The organism is Hymenobacter armeniacus (assembly GCF_014699055.1).
GTDB classification, from domain to species: Bacteria; Bacteroidota; Bacteroidia; order Cytophagales; family Hymenobacteraceae; genus Hymenobacter; species Hymenobacter armeniacus.
In genome coordinates this window covers 81,094-101,257 of sequence record NZ_JACXAC010000008.1, presented here as the reverse complement: position 1 = coordinate 101,257, position 20,164 = coordinate 81,094, and the positions used below count along the sequence as shown (strand labels likewise).

Sequence of the window (20,164 nt, the reverse complement as noted above, 5' to 3'; positions counted from 1 at the left end):
TATTAAATTTGGCAGTGCTGTCTTGCCCAAAGGCAGTTTCGTGTTTTAATACTGTTGTAATTTCCTCTTCACCCTCTTTTTTCTTTATATGGTTTTTTCCTTTACGAAGTCCCATGGCGGGTTGCTGCTGGCGCTGGCGCTGGCGTTCCCAGGGGTGTCCGTAGCGCAGTCGGGGGCGCCTTCGGCGCAAGCGCTGGCGTATTTCACCGCTCAGGGCGAGCGGCAGGGCCTGCACGGCGGCGACGCCACCAACCCCACGGTCACGAGCTCTTATTTTGACCAGAGCAGCGGCCTCACCCACACCTACCTGCGTCAGCGGGTGAACGGCGTGGACATCTACGGCGCCGTGGGCGATGTGCACACCGACCGCTCTGGCAAGCCCGTGCTCATGCACCAGGGCTTCGTAGTCGACGCAGCCCGCCTGGCGCCGTCGGCCGTGCCCACCCTCACGCCCGAGCAGGCCGTGAGCGCGGCCGCCAAGGCCCTGCAGCTGCCCAAGCCCGTGGGCCTCACGCTGGTGCGCGACGCCCGCGCCGCCGACGGTGTGCTGTTCAACAACGGCGGTATCTCGGAATACGACATTCCGGTGCGCCTGCTGTACTTCCCCATCAACGGCCAGCTCAAGCTGGTGTGGGACGTGAACATTGCCCAACTTGACCAGCAGCACCACTGGACCGCGCGCGTGGATGCCCACACCGGCCAACTGCTGGATAAGACCGACTTCGTGGTGAGCGAAGAAGTTACGTTCCAGCAAATCACTGCCCGGGCCCTGCATTCGCGCCCGGCGGCCGTTACGGCAGCCTCGGCCAACCGCGGCGGCCTGGGCGCCGCCAACAGCATGACTGTGCTGCCGGTGCCAGTGGAAGCCCCTAGCTTCGGTGTTCGCGCTTCGGTGCCTTTCCCGAGCGCTACCAGCGCTAATGCGGCGTACTCCCCCTACGGCTGGCACGTTGCGGACCCCCGCGCCACGGTGGCCGGAACCAGCATTTTCCCTGGCAGCTACAGCCGCCTCGCCGCGGGTGTGTACCTCACGCGCGGCAACAACGTGGCGGCCTACGACGACAGCCAGAACACGACCAGCGGCAGCGGCAACATCCTCTCCAACACCAACTCGCCCGACGGCGGGGCCACGCTGGACTTCGACTTCCCCTTCAACCCGGCTACTTCGCCCAAGCTCAGCTCGCCGGCCATCATCACCAACCTGTTCTACTGGAACAACATGTTGCACGACGTGATGGCCAGCAAGGGCTTTGACGAGGCTTCGGGCAACTTCCAGTATAAGAACGCCGGCACCCAAGGCCTGGGCGGCGACTACGTGCGCGCCGAGTCGCAGGACGGCAGCGGCCGCAACAACGCCAACTTCTCGACTCCGGCAGATGGTCAGCCCGGCCGCATGCAGATGTACTTGTGGGACAACGCCCTGCGCCCCACCTTCACCATCACGGCGCCGGCGGCGCTGGCGGGTTCCATCAACTACGGCACGGCTGACTTTGGTCGTTCCATCGCCACGCTGCCCGCGGGCATCTGCGGCACCATTGTGGCCGTCAACGACGGCGTGTCGGGCAACAGCGGCCTGCATGGCTGCGCCACGCCCTACCTGAACACCCGCGACGTGAGCGGCAAGATTGCGCTGATTATGCGCGGCGGCTGTGCCCAACTGACCGGTGGTGTGCGCACGCCCAGCTCGTTTGCCGGCAAGGTGCGCCGCGCGCAGCAAAACGGCGCCATCATGGCCATCATCATCGACTCGGTGGCCACCAACACGGTGCTCTCGAACATGACCGGCACCGACACGGTGGGCATTCGCATTCCGTCCATCTTCCTTTCCGGCGCCGATGGCGCCCGCATCCTGGCTTCGCTGCGCGCCGGCACCCCGGTAACGGGTTGCGCCACGGCATCGCCCGACTACGACGGCTCGCTCGATAACGGCATTGTGTCGCACGAATTTGGCCACGGCATCAGCAACCGCCTCACCGGCGGCCCGTCAAACTCGAACTGCGTGACGCAGCAGTACCTGCCCAACGGCAGCAGCACCGCCGCTACTACCCAGTGCATGGGCGAAGGCTGGAGCGACTTCTTCGCGCTGTGGATGACGACCCGCGTAGGCGACGTGGGCCGCACGCCGCGCGGCACGGGCACGTATGTGGTGGGCGAAGCACCGACCGGTGCGGGCATCCGCTACAAGACCTATACCGACGACATGGCCGTGAATAACTACACCTACGGCGTGGTGGGCACTGGCAACTACAACGAAACCCATGCTCTTGGCGAAGTATGGGCCACGGTATTGTGGGACCTGAACTGGCAGTTCATCTACCGCAATGGCTTCAACCCCGACTTCCTGGCCCAAACCGGTGGCAACAACCAGTTCCTGAAGCTGGTGCTACAGGGCTGCAAGCTTCAGGTGTGCAACCCCGGCTTCCTCGACGGCCGCGACGCCATTCTGCGCGCCGACTCGCTGCTGAACAACCACGCCAACTCGGCCCTCATCTGGACGGTATTTGCCCGCCGCGGCATGGGCAAGAGCGCCCAGCAAGGTCCCCGCGTGGCCGTGAACGGCTACCCCAACGGCCTGCCCGGCCTCACGGGTATCGTGGCGGCCTTCGACATGCCCACCGGCGTGCGCCCCGTGACGCTGCTGAACCCGGCCGCTACGCCGCTGGGCACCCAGAGCGCCAGCGCCATCAACGGCAGCTTGGTGTCGGCCTACCCCAACCCGGCCCAGAACGTGCTGACCGTGCAGGCCCAGTTGGCCAGCAAATCGGAAGTACAGGTGAGCCTCATCAACCTGGTGGGCCAAGCCGTGATTTCGACCACGACCAACGTAACCGACGTGCAGCGTGGCCTCGAGTTGAACACCAGCACGCTGGCCGCCGGCTTGTACGTGGTACGCATCACCACGTCGGAAGGCATCTTCACGACCAAAGTACAGGTGAAACACTAAGCGCGTAGCCTTTGCCACTCGCTGCAAAAGCGGGCCCGACGGAAGCGTCGGGCCCGCTTTTTTGTTGTAGGCTTTTCCACCTTTCGGCTGCGCAGTTGCGGGCCCTTTTTCTCCCATGACCATTCCATCCGTTCACGCCCCCACCCGCCCCGAGGCCGCCGCGGCCCTGCTGGCCCTGCGGCCCGTAGTGCCCAGCGCCGAGCCCGCCCCTGCAGATGAGGGCTCCGTGGGTCAATTCCTGCACGCCACGCTGCGCCCGGTGCTCAAGCTGCAAAACGACTTGCTGCTGGCCGTGGTGGCCGACTTTGTGCTCGACCACCACATGCCACTGGCCACGGCCAGCCCCACCGACCAGCAGCGCCAACTGGCCGAGCTGCTGTCCCGCAACACCAAGCTGCGCTACACGGTGGTGGGCTTGGTGTCGGGCATGTTCACGGCCGACGAGTACGCCTTTTACCGCGCCCACCGCTCCGAGCTCAACCGCCGCCTTCTGGAGCTGGCCCAGCGCCGCGTGCTGGACCAGACTGCTGCCGTGGTGGCGCTGGCAGCTACGTAACCGATAGGATAGCCACAAACGAAAAGCGCCCCATTGGCCGGAGCTCCGGCCAATGGGGCGCTTTTCTGTTGAAATAAATTTAATCGAACTTCGAGTCGCGCAGGTGCACGGGCTTGCTCTTTTTGCGCAGGCGCAGATTGAGCAGTTCCACCACCAGCGAGAAGGCCATGGCGAAGTACAGGTAGCCTTTTTCCACCTCTTTGTGGGCGGCTTCCATCACCAGCATGAAGCCAATCATGATGAGGAAGGACAGGGCCAGCATCTTGATGGTGGGGTTGTTGTTCACAAAATTGGCCACGGCCCCGCTGAAGCTCAGCATGATGCCCATGGCGCAAATCACCGCCGCAATCATCACCAGTACGTTGTCGACCAAGCCCACGGCGGTGAGGATGGAGTCGAAGCTGAACACGATGTCGATGACGATGATTTGCAGAATTACGCTCATCATGGTGGCTTTGGGGCCTCCACCGGCTTCGTCCTCTTCCTCGCCCTGCAGCTTGGTGTGAATTTCGGTGGTGCTCTTGTACATCAAAAACAAGCCCCCGGCCAGCAGAATCAGGTCGCGCCCGGTCACGCCGAAGGGCTGGTCCAGCCACGGAAAATCGGGCAGGTGAAACAGCGGATTGCGCAGGCTCACAATCCAGGAAATGCTCAGCAGCAGGCCAATGCGGAACATGAGTGCCAGCAGCAGCCCAATGGTGCGCCCGCGCGCCTGCAACTCTTTCGGCAGCCGGTTGACGACGATGGAAATGAAAATGATGTTGTCGATGCCCAACACGATTTCCATGAACGTGAGGGTCAGCAGGCTAACCCAGGTAGCGGCGTGGGCAAAAGCTCCGAAATCGTACACTGTTTTGAATGAAGAATGAGGAATGCAGCACGAGGAATGGGCCAAATGGGAATGCTTCATTCCTCATTTCTCATCCCCCCGTGTTCGCTAGGATTTCATGTTCACGAATTGCAGGGGCAGGCCGATGTCGGCCTTGCGCAGCACGGCGATGGCGGCCTGCAGGTCGTCGATTTTTTTGGACGTCACGCGCACCTGGTCGTCCTGCATCTGGGCTTCCACCTTCACCTTGGCGTCCTTGATGGCCTTGATGATTTTGCGGCCGAACTCCTTGTCGACGCCGGCGCGCACTTTGATGGTTTTCTTGATGAGTTGGCCGCTGGGCTGCTCGTCGGCCGTGAAATCAAGGCTGGTGCCGTCGATGCCCTGCTTCACCACGCGGCCCAGCAGGATGTCTTCGAGGGCCTTGATGCGCATGGAGTTTTCGGACGACAGCAGGATGGTGTTTTCCTTTTTGTTGAGCTCGATGCCGCCCTTGGTGTCGCGCAGGTCGTAGCGGGTCTGGAGTTCTTTCTGGGCCGTGTTCACCGCGTTTTCCAGGGTTTGCGGGTCCACTTTGCTCACAATGTCGAAGGAGGCCATAGCGGGAAGAGAAGTAGTTTTGGAAAGAGAAACCGGCCGGGGCCGGGGCGTAAAGGTAACGCCCCGCACGGACCGGGGTTGCCCGTTCTTCATTCTTTCCTCATGGCTTCCGTTCCTGCCGTTCGTCCGCCCCGCACGCCCGCCGAGTGGGCCGCCTACTACCAGCTGCGCTACGAGGTGCTGCGCCGCCCCTGGCAGCAGCCCCCGGGCTCCGAGCACGTGCCCGCCGACGACGAGCCCGGCACCCTGCACGCCCTGCTGCTGGCCGAGGAAGCCGCCGAAACGCCCACGGCTCTGGCCGTGGGCATGCTGCAGCCCACCGGCAGCGGGCACCAGGGCCAGCTGCGCTTCATGGCCGTGGCGCCGGCAGCGGCCGGCACCGGCCTGGGCAGCCGCGTGGTGGCCTACCTCGAAAGCCAGGCCCGGGCCGCCGGCCTGCGCGAAATCATGCTGCACTCGCGCGACTCAGCAGTGGGCTTTTATGAAAAACACGGCTACGCGGTGGTGGAGCCCTCGCACACGCTGTTCGGTGTCATTCCGCATTTTCTGATGCGCAAGCAGCTCTAGAACTTCTCGCGGCCGCGCCACAAGTCGGCGTAGAGCTTAAAATCGCCGAGCAACGAATACCAGGGGTGTTGAAACGTGGCCGGCCGGTTGTGCTCCACGAAGAAGTGCCCCACCCAGGCCAGCCCGTAGGCCGCCACAATGCCCGCCACCAACCACTCCCACCGGCCCGTGAAGACCAGCAGCACGAAGCAAACCAGAAAAAGGGACGTGCCGATGAAGTGCAGCACCCGCGTGCCGCGCCGGCTGTGCTCGCGCAGGTAGCGCGGGTAAAATTCGGCAAACGTGAGGGGCAGGGCTGACATGGGCTACGGAAGCGGCGATTGGGCCCGCAACCTTCCCAAGTACGGCAAAGGCCGCGGATTTTCGCCCAACTTGCCACCTCAACCGCTTCACTTTCCTCAGGTACCCGTGTCCGACTCCCGCCCCGCTCCCACCCTGGCCGCCATGGTGGCCGCCTACAGCCACATGAACCACTACGGCCGCACCAACGGCATGGCCCTGACCGTGCCCGAGCCCGGCCGGGCCGAATACCGCATGACCGTGCGCGACGAGCACCTTTCCTCCCCCAACACCTGCCACGGCGGCGTACTGGCCGGCCTCATGGACGCGGCTTTGGGAGCGGCCGCGCTGTCGCTGGCCTTCACCACGCTGGAATTTGTGTCGACGGTGGAGTTCAAGATGAACTACCTGCACGCCGTGCACCTGCACGACGAGCTGGTGGCCCGCGGCACGGTCGACCACGCCGGCAACACCTTGGTGGTGAGCAGCTGCGTAATCTACCGGGTGAAAGAAGGCCAGGAAGAGGTGGCCGTGGCCCGCGGCCTGGGCACTTTCAACCGCTACCCGGCCAACAAGCGGGATTTCGCCAAGCTGGTGCTGCAGTAACCCAACAGTAAATAAATAAAAAAGCCCCGGTTCCATACGAACCAGGGCTTTTTCAGTAAAGGCGTAGCGTTTTACAGCTCGGCCGAAGCGTGTACGCTCACCGGCTCGTAGTCGTCCTCGCCGTCGCTCATTTGCGGGGCGGGCACTTTGCGCACGTTGCGGGCGCAGTCCTCGTCGCGGTGGTTGCGGCCCACGGTGAACTCCACCCAGTCGCCTTCGCGCAGGTCGTTGAAGTCGCCTTCGGTCAAATCAGCGTAGCTGAAAAACAGGTTGTTCGGCGGCATCACCACGAAGCCGAAGCCGTTTTTCAGGTTTTTGATGGTGCTCATGCCCAGCGTACCCACGGGGCCAGCGGCGGTGGGGCCGGTGGGGCGGGCCAGCTTGGGCGCGGCGGCCGTGCTGGGGGCAAAGGCGGCGGGCTCGGTCTGGTTCACAAACAGGGCTTCCACCACTTCGTCCTGCTGCTGCAGGCCGCGGTCGATGACGTCGTGCATGGCCACGGGGTAGGTCACCTGCTCCAGCAGCTGCTGCGAGGCGCGCGTCACGCGGGTTTCGCCCTTGAAGTCTTCGTATTTGAAATCCCAGTTCAGCAGCATCACGCGGGTGCCCACGGTGTTGAGCTTGCGGATGAGGGGCACGTAGTCGCTGTCGCCGGCGATGAGCACCACCACGTCGAGGGTTTTGTGCAGGGCCAGCTCCAGGGCTTCGAGCGAGAGCCACACGTCGATGCCTTTTTCCTGCAGGCGGCCGTCGCGGGTTTTGAGTGCCATGTAGTGCGTTTGCACGCCCAGGTTCATCAAAATGTCGTCGAGCAGGCGGTCGTGAAACAGGCGGTCCTTGTCGCGGGCTTCGGTGGCGGAAAGGCGGCCGCGGAAGAAATGGGCGTCGGTGATTTGGGCCAGACGCACGTCCACGTCTTCTTCTTCGGCTACCTGGTGGCGGATGTATTCGTGCAGTCCTTCGAGGCTAATGCGGGCCTTGCGCTCGTGCTGGAAATAGTAGTAGTCGCTAATTTTTAGAAAATAGTTGCCGTCATAGAAGACACCAACCCGAATCAAAGGGCTGTTCATCTGGTTCATGAGTATGGAATGGGGTAAAGTTAGAAAAAGTGTTTTGAGTGGGACAAGTTATCGTGAATGAGTCAGAACGGCCGCCGCAACCACGGCGCCGAAGCTCCGCGGTACAGTTTGCCAGCCAGGATAGCACTACTTAGTGGAGCGGAAGCCGGCCTGGTATAGTGGCCGGCGGCTCGGAGGGTCTAGTTTAATGGTAGCGTAAAAGGATGACTCGTGGCGGTATCGCTTGAAAACGCTGGATAGTAGCACGTATCAATGCGAATACAGCCGTAATTCGTCGGCATATCTGCTGCGAAGCTAATGGTCTTGGCTGACTTATGCAACAGTAGGCTACTCAGGGCCTAACACCGCACAGAGGCCACTCCGGGCCCGTCGCTGTGTTGCAGCCGGTTAGAACCCCATACGGCCCACCACCAGCCCCAGCACCAGCAGGCCGTAGCCGGCGCAGATGGCCACCTCCAGCATGTTGCCCGAGGCCGACCCGGTGCTGATGAGCGGTATCTTAAAGGAATAGTCCGCCACGGGCAAAAACCACCGCACGCCGGCTTTGGTGAGGGTATCGGCCACGAGGTGCGAGGCGTAGCCGCCGCCGGCAAACAGGGCCACGCCGTGCCAGCCGAGGTGCTGGTTGGCCAGGTGGCCGATGTACGTCCACAGGCCCGTGGCCCAGATGGTGTGTGTCCAGGAGCGGTGCGCGGTGAAAGGCGCCAGCGCCACAAACGTTCCCAATAAGCTTAGCCACAGCTGCTCGGTGTAGAGGCCCGCCACCACCGTGCCCAGCCCCGTGAACAGCAGCGCCAGCCGCCGCGCCGAGCCCCCCTGCATGCCCACGCCAATGAGCCCAAAGGCCAGGGCCACCGTGTAATACAGCCGCTGCTCCGAGCCCACGCGCAGCTGGAAATAGGCGTAGGCGGCGAGGGCCAGCGCGCCGGCGGCAAAAGCCCAGCGCACGTAGTTCTGCGTGAAGCCGAGGCGCTTGCTGAGGCGGCTCTCGGGGTGGTCAAGGTCGGGGGCGAGGCTGGAAAACCCGGCCAGGGCAATGCCAGGCACCGAAAACGGCAGGCCGGGCATCAGCCCCGCAATGGCCACGCCGGTGATGAGGCCAATGGCCAGGTGAGAGGAGCCGCGCATTACTTTCTGGTTGCTGATTTCTTGTTGCTGGTGTGAAGGCAAAACAGGTAACCAGCAACCAGCAGCGAGAAACCAGCAACCAGAAACGTGTGACCAATGGCCGCGAAGCTACGGGCAGCCTTGGAAACCTTCGCCACCTTTGCCGTGTATTTACCCCCGCAGCCCGACCAGGATTTTCCTTGGCCGGGCTAGTTCATTTGCCCGCCTAGCCCACTTTTCTGTGCAAGTAGCCGATTTTCTCCGCCTCTATCGCCTTTCGCCCGAGCTGCAAACCCTGGCCGCCCGCCTGCGCGGTGCCGCCAAGCCCGACCCCAGCAGCGTGCGCCTGCACCTGCGCGGCCTGGTGGGCAGCCAAGACGCCGTGGTGGCCGCCGCCGTGGCCCACGGCCAGCACCCGCACGTGTTCGTGCTGCACGACAAGGACGAGGCCGCCTATTTCCTCTCCGACCTGCAGCACTTGTTGCCCGAGGGACCGGAGGCGCTGCTGTTTCCGAGCTCCTACAAGCGGGCCTACCAGTTCGACGAGACGGAAAACGCCAACGTGCTGATGCGCGCCGAAGTGCTGAACCGCGTGAACACCACGCGCAACGCCGGCACCGGCAACAGCGTGTTCATTGTGACCTACCCGGAGGCGCTGACGGAGAAGGTTATCAACCGGCAAAGCCTGGTAAAGAACACCTTCAACGCGAAAGTGGGCGACAAGCTGGACGTGAATTTCCTGGGCGAGCTGCTGGGCGAATACGACTTTGAGAAGACGGATTTTGTGTACGAAGCGGGGCAGTACGCGGTGCGGGGCGGCATCGTGGACGTGTTTAGCTACGCGAACGAGCTGCCGTTTCGGCTGGAATTATTCGGCGATGAAATCGAGAGCATTCGGACGTTCAATCCCGAAACGCAGCTGTCGGTGGAGCCGCGGCCGAGCATCAGCATTATCCCGAACGTGCAGACCAAGATGCTGCACGAGACGCGGGAAGCCTTCTTTGATTTTCTGCCGCGCACGGCCTGCATTTGGGTGAAAGATGTGCGGCAGACGCTGGACGTGGTGAGCGAGCTGTTTGAGAAAGCCGAGGCCAACTTTGAGCAGATGCTGGCCGAGGCGCACGGCATGCAGATTGTGAGCAAGCCGGCCGATTTGTTCGAGAGCGGCAAGAGCTTCAAGAAGCTGCTCGATGAGTTTGCGGTGGTGGAATTCGGCAAGCGCTTCCACTTCAAGAACGCCGAAACCTTCCAGTTTAGCGCCAAGCCGCAGCCGAGCTTCAACAAGGAGTTTGAGCGCATGGCCAAAAACCTGCGTGAGAACCAGCTGCGCAACTTCACCACCATTATTGCTTCTGACACCGTGCGCCAGGCCGACCGGCTGCGGACAATTTTTGATGAGCTCGACAACAACGTGCAGTTTCAGCACCTGCTGCTGGCCCTGCGCGAGGGCTTTGTGGACGAGCAGCTGGAGCTGGCCGTGTACACCGACCACCAGCTATTCGAGCGCTACTACCGGGCCCAGGAAACCAAGAAGTTCTCGAAGAAGAAGGCGCTGACCCTGCGTGAGCTGAAGACCCTGCAGCCCGGCGACTACGTGACGCACCAGGACTATGGCATTGCGCGGTTCGCGGGCCTGACGCAGGTCGACATCAACGGGCAGATTCAGGAGGCCATCCGGCTGGTATATCGGGATGATGACGTGCTGACGGTGAGCATTCACGCCCTGCACAAGATTGCGAAGTACAGCGGGGCCGAGGGCTCGCCGCCGACGATGAGCAAACTGGGCTCGCCGGAGTGGGAGAACAAGAAGAAGTCGGTAAAGAAGAAGGTGAAGGACATTGCGGCCGACCTTATCCGGCTGTACGCTAAGCGCAAGACGGCGCCGGGCTTCGCCTTTTCGCCCGATGGCTTCATGCAGGCCGAGCTGGAATCGAGCTTCATCTACGAGGACACGCCCGACCAGGCCAAGGCCACCGAGGACGTGAAAAACGACATGCAGCAGCCCCACCCCATGGACCGGCTGGTGTGCGGCGACGTGGGTTTTGGCAAGACGGAAGTGGCCATTCGGGCGGCCTTCAAGGCGGTGGCCGATGGCAAGCAGGCGGCCGTGCTGGTGCCCACTACCATCCTGGCCATGCAACACTACAAGACTTTCCGCGACCGGCTGGCCACGCTGCCCGTGACGGTGGAGTACATCAACCGCTTCAAAACCACCAAGCAGATTAAGGAAACGCTAGCACGCGTGGCCGAGGGCAAAACCGACATTCTCATCGGCACGCACCGGCTGACCAACAAAGACATCAAGTTCAAGGACCTGGGCTTGCTGGTGATTGACGAAGAGCAGAAGTTTGGGGTGAAAACCAAGGACAAGCTCAAGGAGCTGAAGGTGAACGTGGACACGCTCACGCTCTCGGCCACGCCCATTCCGCGCACGCTGCACTTCTCGCTGATGGGCGCCCGCGACCTGAGCGTGATTGCCACGCCGCCGCCCAACCGCCAGCCGGTGCAAACGGAGCTGCACGTGTTCGACGAGATTCTGATTCGGGACGCGGTGGCGCGGGAATTGAAGCGCGGCGGCCAAGTGTTTTTCGTGCACAACCGCGTGAAAGACCTCGACGAGCAAGCGGCCATGATTTTGCGAATGGTGCCCGACGCCCGCATCACTACCATTCACGGGCAGATGGAGGGCGACCTGCTGGAAAAGCGCATGATGAAATTCGTGGAGGGCGAGTACGACGTGCTGGTGAGCACCAACCTGATTGAGTCGGGCCTCGACATTCCCAATGCCAATACCATCATCATCAACCGCGCCCACCTGCACGGCCTGAGCGACTTGCACCAGATGCGCGGCCGCGTGGGCCGCTCCAACCGCAAGGCTTACTGCTACCTGCTCACGCCGCCGGTGGCCAACCTGCCGAGCGACGCCCGCAAGCGCCTGAGCACGCTGGAAGAGTTTTCGGACCTGGGTGCGGGCTTCAACGTGGCCATGCGCGACCTGGACATTCGCGGCGCGGGCAACCTGCTGGGCGGCGAGCAGTCGGGTTTCATCAACGACCTGGGCTACGAAACCTACCACCAGATTCTGGACGAAGCCGTGACGGAACTCAAGGAAACCGAATTCCGCGACTTGTTCCTGGGCGACTCCAATCAGCGGCTGCAAATGGCAGCTGGCGCGGGCCGCAGCCGCGAGTGCAACGTGGAAACGGACCAGCAAGTCCTCATCCCGGAGAAGTACGTGAGCAACGTGTCGGAGCGCCTGCAGCTCTACGCCAAGCTCGACCGCGCCCAGAAGCCGGAGGAGCTGCAGAAGCTGCTCACGAGTATGACGGACCGGTTCGGCCCGCTGCCGCCCGAGGTGGAGCAGTTGGCCGACATCGTGCGGCTGCGCTGGCAGGCCTGCAAGGTGGGCTTCACCAAAATCACGCTCAAGCGCGACACGCTGAAGGGCTACCTGGCCGCCAGCGAGGAGCACAAGGCATACTTCCAGGGCGAGCAGTTCGGCACCATTCTCAACTACGTGCAAACGCACCCGCGCACGGCCAAGCTAAAGGAGCATAAGGAGCAGCTCATCGTGACGTTCGACGAGGTGCGGTCCATTCAGCAGGCCAAGCGTGTGCTCAGCGAGCTGGGCAGCGAGGAAACCGTGACGGCATAACGCCGAACAGGACCCGTACTACTGCCGAGACGCGACCTTTCGCGTCTCGGCAGTGACCGACGGGCCAGCCTGCCCTACCGCGCAAACTCCCCAATGTGCCAGAGCACGCCGGAAGGGTCGTGCACGAAGCATTCTTTGCCCCAGTCGAAGGTTTTGACCGGCAGGAGCCGCACGCCGGGATAGGCGGCAGGCAGGTCGAGGGCCACGAGCTGGGCCCAGTACTGGTCCACATCTTCTACTTCCAGAAAAACCATCGTGTTGTCGACCCATTCGGCCACGTAGGCGTTCTGGAGGTAGAAGGCAAAGCTTCCAGCCGAAAACACCGACAGCGTGGGCGACAGCACCTGTTCGCGAAAGCCCAAGGCGGCGTAAAAGCTGCGGGAAACGTCGAAGCTGCGGGCGCCGATGAAAGGGCGCATGGACTTGATAACCGGCTTCATGCGAAAGCATAAACGATGAGCCGACAAGATACCGAAACGGGCAGAAAGACCGTGCAAGCGGGTTAGCTAAATCGTAGGGTTTTCAAGCCAACGGTGCCCCCGCAAATGCCGTAAGACCCACAGTTCCTTTCCGCATTTCCCTTTCCTTTTTATGAAAAAGCTCCTCATCCTGGCCGCGCTGGCGGCGGGCGTCACCACGGTTTCGGCCCAAACCACGCCGCCTTCGCAGGGCAAAACCAGGTCGGCGGCGCAACGCGCGTCCAGCAGCAACTCCGACACCCCGGCGCCGACGGCCACCACCATCGCGCCCAACACGAAGGTGAGCGGCAAGCGCACGGGCCAGAAAATCAACACCGCGCCGGCCACGGGCGCCACGCGCGCCTCGCGGTCCAGCTCCACCACCCAGTCGGCGCGGCAGGGCGGTGGCACGGGCAGCGGCAACATCGAAACGATGTCGAAAAACAGCAACGCCAAACCGGGCGCGAAGAAATAATCCGCCGGAATTAATCGTTGGGGCCGGCCCGTTGTTAGCGCAGCGGGCCGGACTTTTTTGTCCGGCCCGTATCTTGCCCACCCGCCTTTATTGCCGCGTATGAAAGTTGTTGTGTTGGTGACGTTGCTGCTGTCGGCGGCGGGCTCGGCGCGGGCCCAGGCCGCGCCCAATCCGGCGCTCAAGCGTGAGCTGGACAGCATTTACACGGCCGACCAGCGCTGGCGCCTGATGCTGTTTGACCGCCGCATCAGCCGGCGCCCCGACTCGCTGGCCACGGCCTTGGGCGTGACGAAAGTCCGCCTGCTGCCCTACATCATGCGCCAGATGCAGCACACCGATTCGGCCAACCTGGTGCGCGTGCGCGCCATCGTGAAGCAATACGGCTACCCCGGCAAGTCGCTGGTGGGCGAGCCCACCAACGAGGCCGTGTGGAACGTCATCCAGCACTCCGAAGTCATCAAACAGTACCTGCCCGTTATCAAAAAGGCGGCTGACAAGAGCGAGCTGCCCTTTCGGCTCTATGCCCAGATGCTGGACCGCCAGCTCATGCGCGACGGCAAGCCCCAGCTCTACGGCACGCAGGGCATGAGCTACAGCCACACCAACCGCGCCACCGGCCGGCGCGAGGGCCAGCCGCCGTTCATCTGGCCCATCAAAGACCCGGCGGGCGTGAACGAGCGCCGTCGCCAGGCCGGTTTCGCCACCACCGTGGAGCAAAACGCCACCGCCCTCGGCATTGCCTACCGCGTGGTGACGCTGCAGGAAGTTGCCAAAATGCCCAAAGACTAACCATTGCCCATGACCATCCGCTGGCACTGCATCGCCTTCGACTCGTTTCCGCCCCTCATTCTCTACGACGTGCTGCGCCTCCGCTCCGAGGTGTTTGTGGTGGAGCAAAACTGCGTTTTTCAGGACATCGACCGCCAGGACCTCGACGCCTACCACTTGCTGGGCTACAGCGAAGGCGGTGAGCTGGTGGCCTACGCCCGCCTGTTTCCGGCCGGCAAGTCCTACGACGAGGCCAGCATCGGCCGCGTCATCGTGGCGCAGCCCTACCGCAACTTCGGCCTAGGCCGCGATCTCATGCGCCAGGCCCTGCTGCATTCGGATGCCCTGTTTGGCCCGCAGCCCAACAAAATCGGCGCCCAGCAGCACCTGGAAGGCTTCTACAACGGCTTCGGCTACGAGCAGTGCGGGCCGATGTACGTGGAAGACGGCATTCCGCACATTCCCATGCGGCGGGCGTAAGCTTAAACACAATACAAAAAACCGTCATGCTGAGCGCAGTCGAAGCATCTCTATCGCGAAGAGTAAATAATTACTTCGGCGGTAGAAATGCTTCGACTGCGCTCAGCATGACGGCCTGATGCTTTCCTACAACAGCAGCGCTTAGTCGCAGCCTTCCGGGCCGCAAGCCGGGCCATCGGCAACGGTCACCAGCGCCGGTTTGGCGGGCTTGAACTCGTCGTAGACTTTCTCCAGCACTTCGGCAAACAGCTCCGTGGGCTGCGCGCCCGACACGGCGTACTTGTCTTCGAACACAAAGAAGGGCACGCCGCGCACGTTGATTTGCTGGGCCTGGTATTCGTCGAAGCGCACGGCGTTGGCGTATGTGCCGTTGGTCAGGGCTTCGCGGATTTCGGCGGCGTCGAGGCCCACTTCGGTGCCGAGCTGCACCAGCGTGTCGAGGTCGCCGATGTTTTGGCCTTCGGTGTAGTAGGCGGCAAAGAGGCGCTCTTTGGTGGCGTCCTGCTTGCCGTGGTGGGCGCCCAGGTGAATGAGCTGATGCGCCAGGAAAGTATTGGCCGGAATGGCTTTCTCGAAGTCATAATTTAGGCCGACTTCTTTGGCCACGTTGGTCATGTAGTCGTTCATGCGGCGCCCTTCGGCGGGCGAAACGCCCTTCTTCTTGGCCAAGGATTCGTGGATGCTTTCGCCGGGCACGGCTTCAAAATTGGGGTCCAGCTCGAAGCTGTGCCACACCACTTCCACCTCGTCGCGGTGCGCGAAGTCTTTCAGTGCATTCTCAAACTTGCGCTTGCCCACGTAGCAGAACGGGCAAACGACGTCGGACCAGATTTCAACTTTCATATCGTTGGGATTTTTGCAGCAATGGAAGTGGCTACAAGCAGCGGGAGTGCAGAAAAGTTTCGGGGGAGAAAGGGCGTGGGCTACAACCTTCGGCCCCAAACCTTAGTTAACAAGCCCGGCCCAAATGCGGCCTTTCACCCGACCAATCCCCTTATGGAATACCAAGAATTAGGCACCTCCGGCGTTTCGGTTTCGCGCATCACCTTTGGCAGCTGGGCGGCCGGCGGCTGGATGTGGGGCGGCACCGAGCAAAACGACGCCGTGGGCGCCATCCGGGCCAGCTACGACCTGGGCGTGACCAGCATCGACACGGCCCCCGTGTACGGCATGGGCTTCAGCGAAGAAATTGTGGGCGAGGCCATCAAAGGCCTGCCGCGCGACAAGGTGCAAATTCTCACCAAATTCGGCATGCGCTGGGACCTGGCCAAGGGCGACTTCGCCATGAAAACCAAGGACAACGACGGCCACGACCTCGACGTGTACAAATACGCCGGTCGCGACAGCGTCATCAAGGAGTGCGAAAACAGCCTGCGCCGCCTCGGCACCGACTACATCGACCTCTACCAGCAGCACTGGCCCGACGTGACCACGCCCATCGACGAAACGATGGAGGCCCTGAGCCGCCTCATCGAGCAGGGCAAGGTGCGCGCCGGCGGCGTGAGCAACTACTCGGTGGCCCAGATGCAGGAAGCCGAAAAGACCCTCACCCTCGCCTCGAACCAGGTACCCTACAGCATGGTGCGGCGCGACATTGAGCAGGACGTGGTGCCGTATTGCATTGAACACCACAAGGCCATTCTGGTGTACAGCCCGCTGCAGCTGGGCCTGCTCACGGGTAAGATGAAGCCCGGCCAGGAGTTTGGCGAGGGCGACCTGCGCCGGGGCCACCGCCTCTTCACGCCCGAAAACGTGAAGCGCGTGAACGACGTGCTGAACAAGATTCGCCCCCTGGCCGAAACCAAAAACGCGACCCTGGGCCAGCTCGTGCTGCGCTGGACGCTGGCCCAACCCGGCATCACGGTGGCGCTGGTGGGCGCCCGCAACCCCGAGCAGGCCGTGCAAAACGCCCGCGCCATGGATTTCGAGCTGACGTTTGAGGAAGTCGACTTCATCAACAAGCAGCTGCGCGAATTGGCGTAATGCAGCTTCGCCCCGGCAAGGAGCGGAAGGAAGCAACCATTGGCACTTTTACTTTTGTGCCGCACCCCTTCCCTGCTGCCATGGCACTTTCCGTTTCTTTCCGCGCCAAACTGGAGCCGGGCGGCCCCAGCTTCATGCCCACCCAAACCATTGTGGTGCCCGCCGACGTGCTGGCGGCCCTGGGCGGCAAAAGCGCGAAGCGCGTCGTCGTCGGCATCAACGGGCACTCGCTGCGGCTGGGACTGCTGCCGCTGGAAGGCGGCGGGCGCTACCTCATGGTGAACAAGGACGCGTGCCGCGCGGTGGGCATCGCGCTGGGCCAGTGGCTGGACGTGACCATTGCACCCGACCCGGCCCCCGACCACGTGGACCTGCCCGATGAGTTGGCCGAAGCCCTGGCGGCCTGGCCCGAGGCCGAAGCCGCCTTCCAGCGCTACAGCGGCGCGCACCGCCGCGCCATGGCCCGGCTGGTGGCCGAGGCCAAACAAGCCGAAACCCGCGCCCGCCGCGCCGTGACCCTCACGGAACGACTGGCGCGGGGCCTGCACCCATTTCGGGGCGACTGAATTTAGCTTAGCGTTTCTCGACGCGCCGCACGGTGCTGCCTTGCGCCGTGCGCACGTGCAGCAAGTACAGGCCCGCGGGCACGCCCGCCAGCGGCAGTTCCTGGGCCCGGCCGCCCGCCAAGGTGGCGGCCAGCACGGCCTGGCCGGTCAGGCTCAGGAGGCGCACTTCGCAGGGCGCGGCGGGCACGGCGGTGAGGTCCAGCGTGAGGCGGTCGGAGGCGGGATTGGGATAAAAGTCGACGGGCTGGTGGAAGGCTGCGACGCTCACGGTGGCCACTTTGGAGTAGGACACGGTGCCATCGGCGTCGAGCTGGCGCAGGCGGTAGTAGCTGGTGCCCGGAAGGGGATTTGCGTCGACGAGGACGTATTCTACGGCCCGCGTCGAGTTGCCTTGCGCTCTGGTTTCGGCCACGGCCGCGAAAGCGTCGCCGGTGGCGCTGCGCTCCACCACAAAGGCGGCACTGTTGCGCTCGGTGGCCGTGCTCCAGCGTATTTGTACCTTGCCCTTATCGGCCTGGGCCGCGAAGCTGGTGAGTTCGACGGGCAGGGGGTTGTTCAGGCAGAAAGTAGTGGCACTGCCGATGGTGCCGCCGGCTGTGTCGAAGCCGTTTGCAGGGCTGCCGGCATCGCAAAAGTCCAGCTGGCCCGTCACGCCGAAGGTGCCTGAATTGACCGAAATCGCCGTGGCGGTGATGCTGCCGCGCAGCGGCGCCGCCGGGCCAGTGATGGTGCCCGCATTGGTGAAGTTGCCGGTTACGGCAATCAGCGCCCGGCCGTTGTTGATGGTGCCGCTGTTGGTGAAGGCGCCGCTGGTGGCATTGATGCGGCCGTTGTTGGTGATGGTGCCGGCGTTGGTGAACGTGGCCGGCGAGCCGCTGCCGAGCGGCAGGGTGAGCACCGCGCCGGCGTTGTTGGTGATGCTGGCGCCGTTGGGCAGCAGCGACGACTGGTTCAGCGACAGCGTGCCGCTGTTCACAAACGACGTGGCCCCATTCAGGCCCAGCGTGGCGTTGAAGCTGGCCGTGGCTCCGGCCTGGTTCACGAAGGTGTTGGGGCCGGTGCTGGGGAAGTTGAAGCCGCCCTTGGTCCAGGTGCCGCCGTTAGTGATGGCCAGCGTGCCGGAGTTGCCATTGGGCAAGCCGGTCCAAGTACCCGTGGCACTGTTGAGGATGGTAAGGGAGCCGCTGTAGTCGATTTGACCGCTCCAAATGCCCGTATTCGTCACCGACGTGGTGTAGCCATTAGCCGACACTAGCCCGGCCCACGTGCCGGCGTTGGTAAACGTGAAGGTGGGGTTGCCACTGGGCTGCACCTGCGAGTTCCAAGAGCCCTCGTTGCTTACCGTGAGGGAGGCGCTTACGGTCATGTAGGCGTTCCAGTTGGCGCCGCTTTTGTTGTTGATGGTACCGCCGGGTAGGGGCTGAATTTGCCCCGTCCACACGGCAAAGTTGTTGATGACGGGGGCCACCGTAAAGCGGTTGCCCACGTAGCCCGTCCAGGTGACGCCGCTGGTTTCGGTGGCGCTGCCGTTGTTGATGGTGGTGGTGGCATTAAGAAAAACGTTTTGGGACGGCACGGTGCCCTGGTTGTTGATGACTGTGCCCGTCGTGCCGCTGTTCACCGTTACGACGCCGTTGTTGGAAATGGAGCCGAAATTGTTGATGACGGTATTGTTGCCCTGTACGGTAATGCTGCCGCCGAAATTGACGTTGGAGTTAATCGTCAGCACGTCGTTGGTGTTCAGCACGAAGGCATCGTTTTTCACCGGATTGGTGACCACGAAAGTGGTGGCCCATGCGCTGCTGGCCGCGGCGGCCGTCAAGGCCAGCGCCAGCGCGGCACCGCGCAACACGCGCCCACCCGTTGCCAAACCGGCCAGCGGCCGTGAAAAGAAAGTAAAGGTTTGCATCATTGAAAAAAAGGTGGGTGAACAGAGTTTGGAACGAGCAAAGCTACGGAGCACCTCGTCCTTGCACCAAAGTCAAACACCACGCTTTCAGTGCTTTAATCAATAAATACAAAAATTCATTTTTTAACATAGCTGCCCCAAATTGCATTTATCCAAATCGACCAAAAGCACGAAAGCCCCCGGCCGCGTGGTGGCCGAGGGCTTTCGGAAGCCTCGATGGGGCGTCGGCGCTTGGTTTAGTCTTTCAGCACGATGCTGACCACTTTGCCGGGGCCGTCCACCATAAACTTGCACTCATCGAAACCGGGCGCGGCCACGGTGGGGCGCACGTTGTTGGAAAAAGCATACGGCTCGGTGGGGATGCCGAGGAAATTCTTGTCGATTTTGTCGTTGTTGTTCAAATCCTGGGTGATGGCCACGGCCCACTCGCCCTGGGGCAGCTCCACGGGCAGCGTGAACTCGCTCTTGCCGGCCGGCTTCACGGTTTTGGAAAACGCCCACTTGCCACTTTTCAGAAACCCTTCGCGGGTGTTGTAGAAATACAGCTTCACCGCCGAAGTGGTGGACACCAGCGAGGTGACGGTCACGGTGACGGGCTGGGGGGCGTTGGGGCCGGGAGCGGCCGCACTCAGCAGCAACCCACCCATCAACAGCGCAGCAAGGGGCAATAAAGTCATAAGCGGAAGGCAAAACGGTGGAAGTAGGCAGGCAACACCCGCCTTTACGGAAAGAGTTCGATAACAGCTGGTTTTGCGCCGGCCGCTGGCCGCCGAGGCGTGGTGGCCGGTGCCGTTTTTTTTGCTACTATTGCGCGGTCGCTTCACCTTTTCACCCGCCCCGTTCCGATGACTTTCCGGCGCCTGTTTCCCGTGGCTTTCCTTGCAACCCTGGCCCTGAGCAGCTGCGAGAAAGACGAAAGCGCCGCGCCCGCCGCGCCGCTCACCGGCCACTGGACGCTGGCCACCATCGACGCGTTTCCGGTGGCGGCCTCCAGCTACTCGGGCACGGCCCGGTCCTACCTCGAATTTCAGGACCTGGGCAAGGCCGTGGTGGGCCTGGGGCCGTGCAACAACTTCAGCGGCCGCTTCGCGCTGGGCCCCGGGCAGGCCCTCACGCTGACGGCCCCGATACCGACGCGCGCGGCCTGCCCCGTGCAGCAGCTCGAAACCCAGTACCTCGACAACCTGGCCCTGACGGCGCGCTACGAAATCAGCGACGGCCAGCTGCGGCTGTTCGATGCCACGGCCGCCGCGCCCCGGCTCACGTTTCGGCGGGCCGGGCAGTAGCGCGCCGGGCGGCCGTG

General features: G+C 62.8%; 20 protein-coding genes. 11 read left to right on the top strand and 9 right to left on the bottom strand.

Annotated elements, in window-relative coordinates; translation table 11 throughout:
* The first annotated feature begins 88 nt into the window (after nucleotides 1-88).
* Both IC234_RS21095 and IC234_RS21090 read left to right on the top strand, forming a co-directional pair.
* On the top strand, nucleotides 89-2,944 hold the full coding sequence (locus IC234_RS21095; protein ID WP_190928642.1) for a M36 family metallopeptidase: 2,856 nt from the start codon (nucleotides 89-91) through the stop codon (nucleotides 2,942-2,944).
* Between the two features lie 115 nt (nucleotides 2,945-3,059).
* Complete coding sequence (locus IC234_RS21090) at nucleotides 3,060-3,500, top strand: hypothetical protein (protein WP_190928640.1); 441 nt, start codon at nucleotides 3,060-3,062, stop codon at nucleotides 3,498-3,500.
* 79 nt (nucleotides 3,501-3,579) lie between these two features.
* On the opposite strand, the gene IC234_RS21085 is transcribed toward IC234_RS21090, so the two are convergent.
* Nucleotides 3,580-4,350: a TerC family protein gene (locus IC234_RS21085; protein ID WP_317173424.1), complete on the bottom strand. Its 771-nt coding sequence runs from the start codon at nucleotides 4,348-4,350 to the stop codon at nucleotides 3,580-3,582.
* A gap of 87 nt (nucleotides 4,351-4,437) precedes the next feature.
* Nucleotides 4,438-4,929 (bottom strand): YajQ family cyclic di-GMP-binding protein, encoded by a 492-nt coding sequence (locus tag IC234_RS21080; RefSeq protein ID WP_190928636.1) that lies wholly within the window; start codon nucleotides 4,927-4,929, stop codon nucleotides 4,438-4,440.
* Nucleotides 4,930-5,031: 102 nt separating this feature from the next.
* Here IC234_RS21080 and IC234_RS21075 point away from each other — a divergent pair, with 102 nt between their 5' ends.
* A complete protein-coding gene (locus IC234_RS21075) occupies nucleotides 5,032-5,496 on the top strand; it encodes a GNAT family N-acetyltransferase (RefSeq protein ID WP_190928634.1) in 465 nt (154 codons plus the stop codon).
* Here IC234_RS21075 and IC234_RS21070 read toward each other — a convergent pair.
* Nucleotides 5,493-5,798, bottom strand: coding sequence for a DUF962 domain-containing protein (locus IC234_RS21070; RefSeq protein ID WP_190928632.1), 306 nt, complete (start codon nucleotides 5,796-5,798; stop codon nucleotides 5,493-5,495). The two genes, IC234_RS21075 and IC234_RS21070, sit on opposite strands and share 4 nt — an antisense overlap.
* Before the next feature lie 106 nt (nucleotides 5,799-5,904).
* On the opposite strand from IC234_RS21070, the gene IC234_RS21065 reads away from it, so the two are divergent.
* Nucleotides 5,905-6,381, top strand: coding sequence for a PaaI family thioesterase (locus tag IC234_RS21065; RefSeq protein ID WP_317173423.1), 477 nt, complete (start codon nucleotides 5,905-5,907; stop codon nucleotides 6,379-6,381).
* A gap of 71 nt (nucleotides 6,382-6,452) precedes the next feature.
* Here the strand turns inward: IC234_RS21065 and IC234_RS21060 are convergent, their stop codons facing one another.
* Nucleotides 6,453-7,451: an NYN domain-containing protein gene (locus IC234_RS21060; RefSeq protein ID WP_317173422.1), complete on the bottom strand. Its 999-nt coding sequence runs from the start codon at nucleotides 7,449-7,451 to the stop codon at nucleotides 6,453-6,455.
* 396 nt (nucleotides 7,452-7,847) lie between these two features.
* Nucleotides 7,848-8,630, bottom strand: coding sequence for a metal-dependent hydrolase (locus tag IC234_RS21055; protein WP_190928628.1), 783 nt, complete (start codon nucleotides 8,628-8,630; stop codon nucleotides 7,848-7,850).
* A 178-nt stretch (nucleotides 8,631-8,808) separates the two neighbouring features.
* On the opposite strand from IC234_RS21055, the gene mfd reads away from it, so the two are divergent.
* The gene (mfd, locus tag IC234_RS21050) at nucleotides 8,809-12,222 is read left to right on the top strand and encodes a transcription-repair coupling factor (protein WP_190928627.1); all 3,414 of its coding nucleotides are present in this window, start codon (nucleotides 8,809-8,811) and stop codon (nucleotides 12,220-12,222) included.
* Nucleotides 12,223-12,296: 74 nt separating this feature from the next.
* Here the strand turns inward: mfd and IC234_RS21045 are convergent, their stop codons facing one another.
* Nucleotides 12,297-12,662, bottom strand: coding sequence for a VOC family protein (locus IC234_RS21045; protein ID WP_190928625.1), 366 nt, complete (start codon nucleotides 12,660-12,662; stop codon nucleotides 12,297-12,299).
* A gap of 151 nt (nucleotides 12,663-12,813) precedes the next feature.
* Between IC234_RS21045 and IC234_RS21040 the strand changes: the two genes are divergently transcribed.
* The 3 genes from IC234_RS21040 to IC234_RS21030 all read left to right on the top strand — a co-directional run bounded on the left by IC234_RS21040 (nucleotide 12,814) and on the right by IC234_RS21030 (nucleotide 14,403).
* The gene (locus tag IC234_RS21040; RefSeq protein WP_190928622.1) at nucleotides 12,814-13,155 is read left to right on the top strand and encodes a hypothetical protein; all 342 of its coding nucleotides are present in this window, start codon (nucleotides 12,814-12,816) and stop codon (nucleotides 13,153-13,155) included.
* Between the two features lie 99 nt (nucleotides 13,156-13,254).
* Nucleotides 13,255-13,944: a DUF6624 domain-containing protein gene (locus tag IC234_RS21035; protein WP_190928620.1), complete on the top strand. Its 690-nt coding sequence runs from the start codon at nucleotides 13,255-13,257 to the stop codon at nucleotides 13,942-13,944.
* 9 nt (nucleotides 13,945-13,953) lie between these two features.
* Entirely contained in the window at nucleotides 13,954-14,403 is a 450-nt protein-coding gene (locus IC234_RS21030; protein ID WP_190928618.1) for a GNAT family N-acetyltransferase, read from the top strand.
* Between the two features lie 141 nt (nucleotides 14,404-14,544).
* Here the strand turns inward: IC234_RS21030 and IC234_RS21025 are convergent, their stop codons facing one another.
* Entirely contained in the window at nucleotides 14,545-15,246 is a 702-nt protein-coding gene (locus IC234_RS21025; RefSeq protein ID WP_190928616.1) for a DsbA family oxidoreductase, read from the bottom strand.
* 153 nt (nucleotides 15,247-15,399) lie between these two features.
* On the opposite strand from IC234_RS21025, the gene IC234_RS21020 reads away from it, so the two are divergent.
* Both IC234_RS21020 and IC234_RS21015 read left to right on the top strand, forming a co-directional pair.
* Nucleotides 15,400-16,386 (top strand): aldo/keto reductase, encoded by a 987-nt coding sequence (locus tag IC234_RS21020; RefSeq protein WP_190928614.1) that lies wholly within the window; start codon nucleotides 15,400-15,402, stop codon nucleotides 16,384-16,386.
* Between the two features lie 80 nt (nucleotides 16,387-16,466).
* Nucleotides 16,467-16,952 carry a YdeI/OmpD-associated family protein gene (locus tag IC234_RS21015; RefSeq protein ID WP_190928612.1) on the top strand — a complete coding sequence of 162 codons (486 nt, stop codon included), beginning with the start codon at nucleotides 16,467-16,469 and terminating at the stop codon, nucleotides 16,950-16,952.
* Between the two features lie 7 nt (nucleotides 16,953-16,959).
* Here IC234_RS21015 and IC234_RS21010 read toward each other — a convergent pair whose 3' ends face one another.
* Together IC234_RS21010 and IC234_RS21005 are read right to left on the bottom strand one after the other, a co-directional pair.
* Entirely contained in the window at nucleotides 16,960-18,864 is a 1,905-nt protein-coding gene (locus IC234_RS21010) for a T9SS type A sorting domain-containing protein (RefSeq protein ID WP_190928610.1), read from the bottom strand.
* A 233-nt stretch (nucleotides 18,865-19,097) separates the two neighbouring features.
* Entirely contained in the window at nucleotides 19,098-19,538 is a 441-nt protein-coding gene (locus tag IC234_RS21005; protein ID WP_190928607.1) for a DUF2141 domain-containing protein, read from the bottom strand.
* Between the two features lie 192 nt (nucleotides 19,539-19,730).
* Here IC234_RS21005 and IC234_RS21000 point away from each other — a divergent pair, with 192 nt between their 5' ends.
* A complete protein-coding gene (locus IC234_RS21000; RefSeq protein WP_190928605.1) occupies nucleotides 19,731-20,147 on the top strand; it encodes an META domain-containing protein in 417 nt (138 codons plus the stop codon).
* Nucleotides 20,148-20,164 lie beyond the last annotated feature (17 nt).

Excerpts from the sequence above, each read along its gene's own strand:
- IC234_RS21005 (WP_190928607.1), bottom strand. The coding sequence starts at position 19,538 with ATGACTTTATTGCCCCTTGCTGCGCTGTTGATGGGTGGGTTGCTGCTG.
- IC234_RS21030 (WP_190928618.1), top strand. The coding sequence starts at position 13,954 with ATGACCATCCGCTGGCACTGCATCGCCTTCGACTCGTTTCCGCCCCTC.
- IC234_RS21070 (WP_190928632.1), bottom strand. The coding sequence starts at position 5,798 with ATGTCAGCCCTGCCCCTCACGTTTGCCGAATTTTACCCGCGCTACCTG.
- IC234_RS21075 (WP_190928634.1), top strand. The coding sequence starts at position 5,032 with ATGGCTTCCGTTCCTGCCGTTCGTCCGCCCCGCACGCCCGCCGAGTGG.
- IC234_RS21095 (WP_190928642.1), top strand. The coding sequence starts at position 89 with ATGGTTTTTTCCTTTACGAAGTCCCATGGCGGGTTGCTGCTGGCGCTG.
- IC234_RS21045 (WP_190928625.1), bottom strand. The coding sequence starts at position 12,662 with ATGAAGCCGGTTATCAAGTCCATGCGCCCTTTCATCGGCGCCCGCAGC.
- IC234_RS21060 (WP_317173422.1), bottom strand. The coding sequence starts at position 7,451 with ATGAACAGCCCTTTGATTCGGGTTGGTGTCTTCTATGACGGCAACTAT.
- IC234_RS21015 (WP_190928612.1), top strand. The coding sequence starts at position 16,467 with ATGGCACTTTCCGTTTCTTTCCGCGCCAAACTGGAGCCGGGCGGCCCC.
- IC234_RS21035 (WP_190928620.1), top strand. The coding sequence starts at position 13,255 with ATGAAAGTTGTTGTGTTGGTGACGTTGCTGCTGTCGGCGGCGGGCTCG.
- IC234_RS21090 (WP_190928640.1), top strand. The coding sequence starts at position 3,060 with ATGACCATTCCATCCGTTCACGCCCCCACCCGCCCCGAGGCCGCCGCG.
- IC234_RS21020 (WP_190928614.1), top strand. The coding sequence starts at position 15,400 with ATGGAATACCAAGAATTAGGCACCTCCGGCGTTTCGGTTTCGCGCATC.
- IC234_RS21025 (WP_190928616.1), bottom strand. The coding sequence starts at position 15,246 with ATGAAAGTTGAAATCTGGTCCGACGTCGTTTGCCCGTTCTGCTACGTG.
- IC234_RS21010 (WP_190928610.1), bottom strand. The coding sequence starts at position 18,864 with ATGATGCAAACCTTTACTTTCTTTTCACGGCCGCTGGCCGGTTTGGCA.
- IC234_RS21040 (WP_190928622.1), top strand. The coding sequence starts at position 12,814 with ATGAAAAAGCTCCTCATCCTGGCCGCGCTGGCGGCGGGCGTCACCACG.
- IC234_RS21080 (WP_190928636.1), bottom strand. The coding sequence starts at position 4,929 with ATGGCCTCCTTCGACATTGTGAGCAAAGTGGACCCGCAAACCCTGGAA.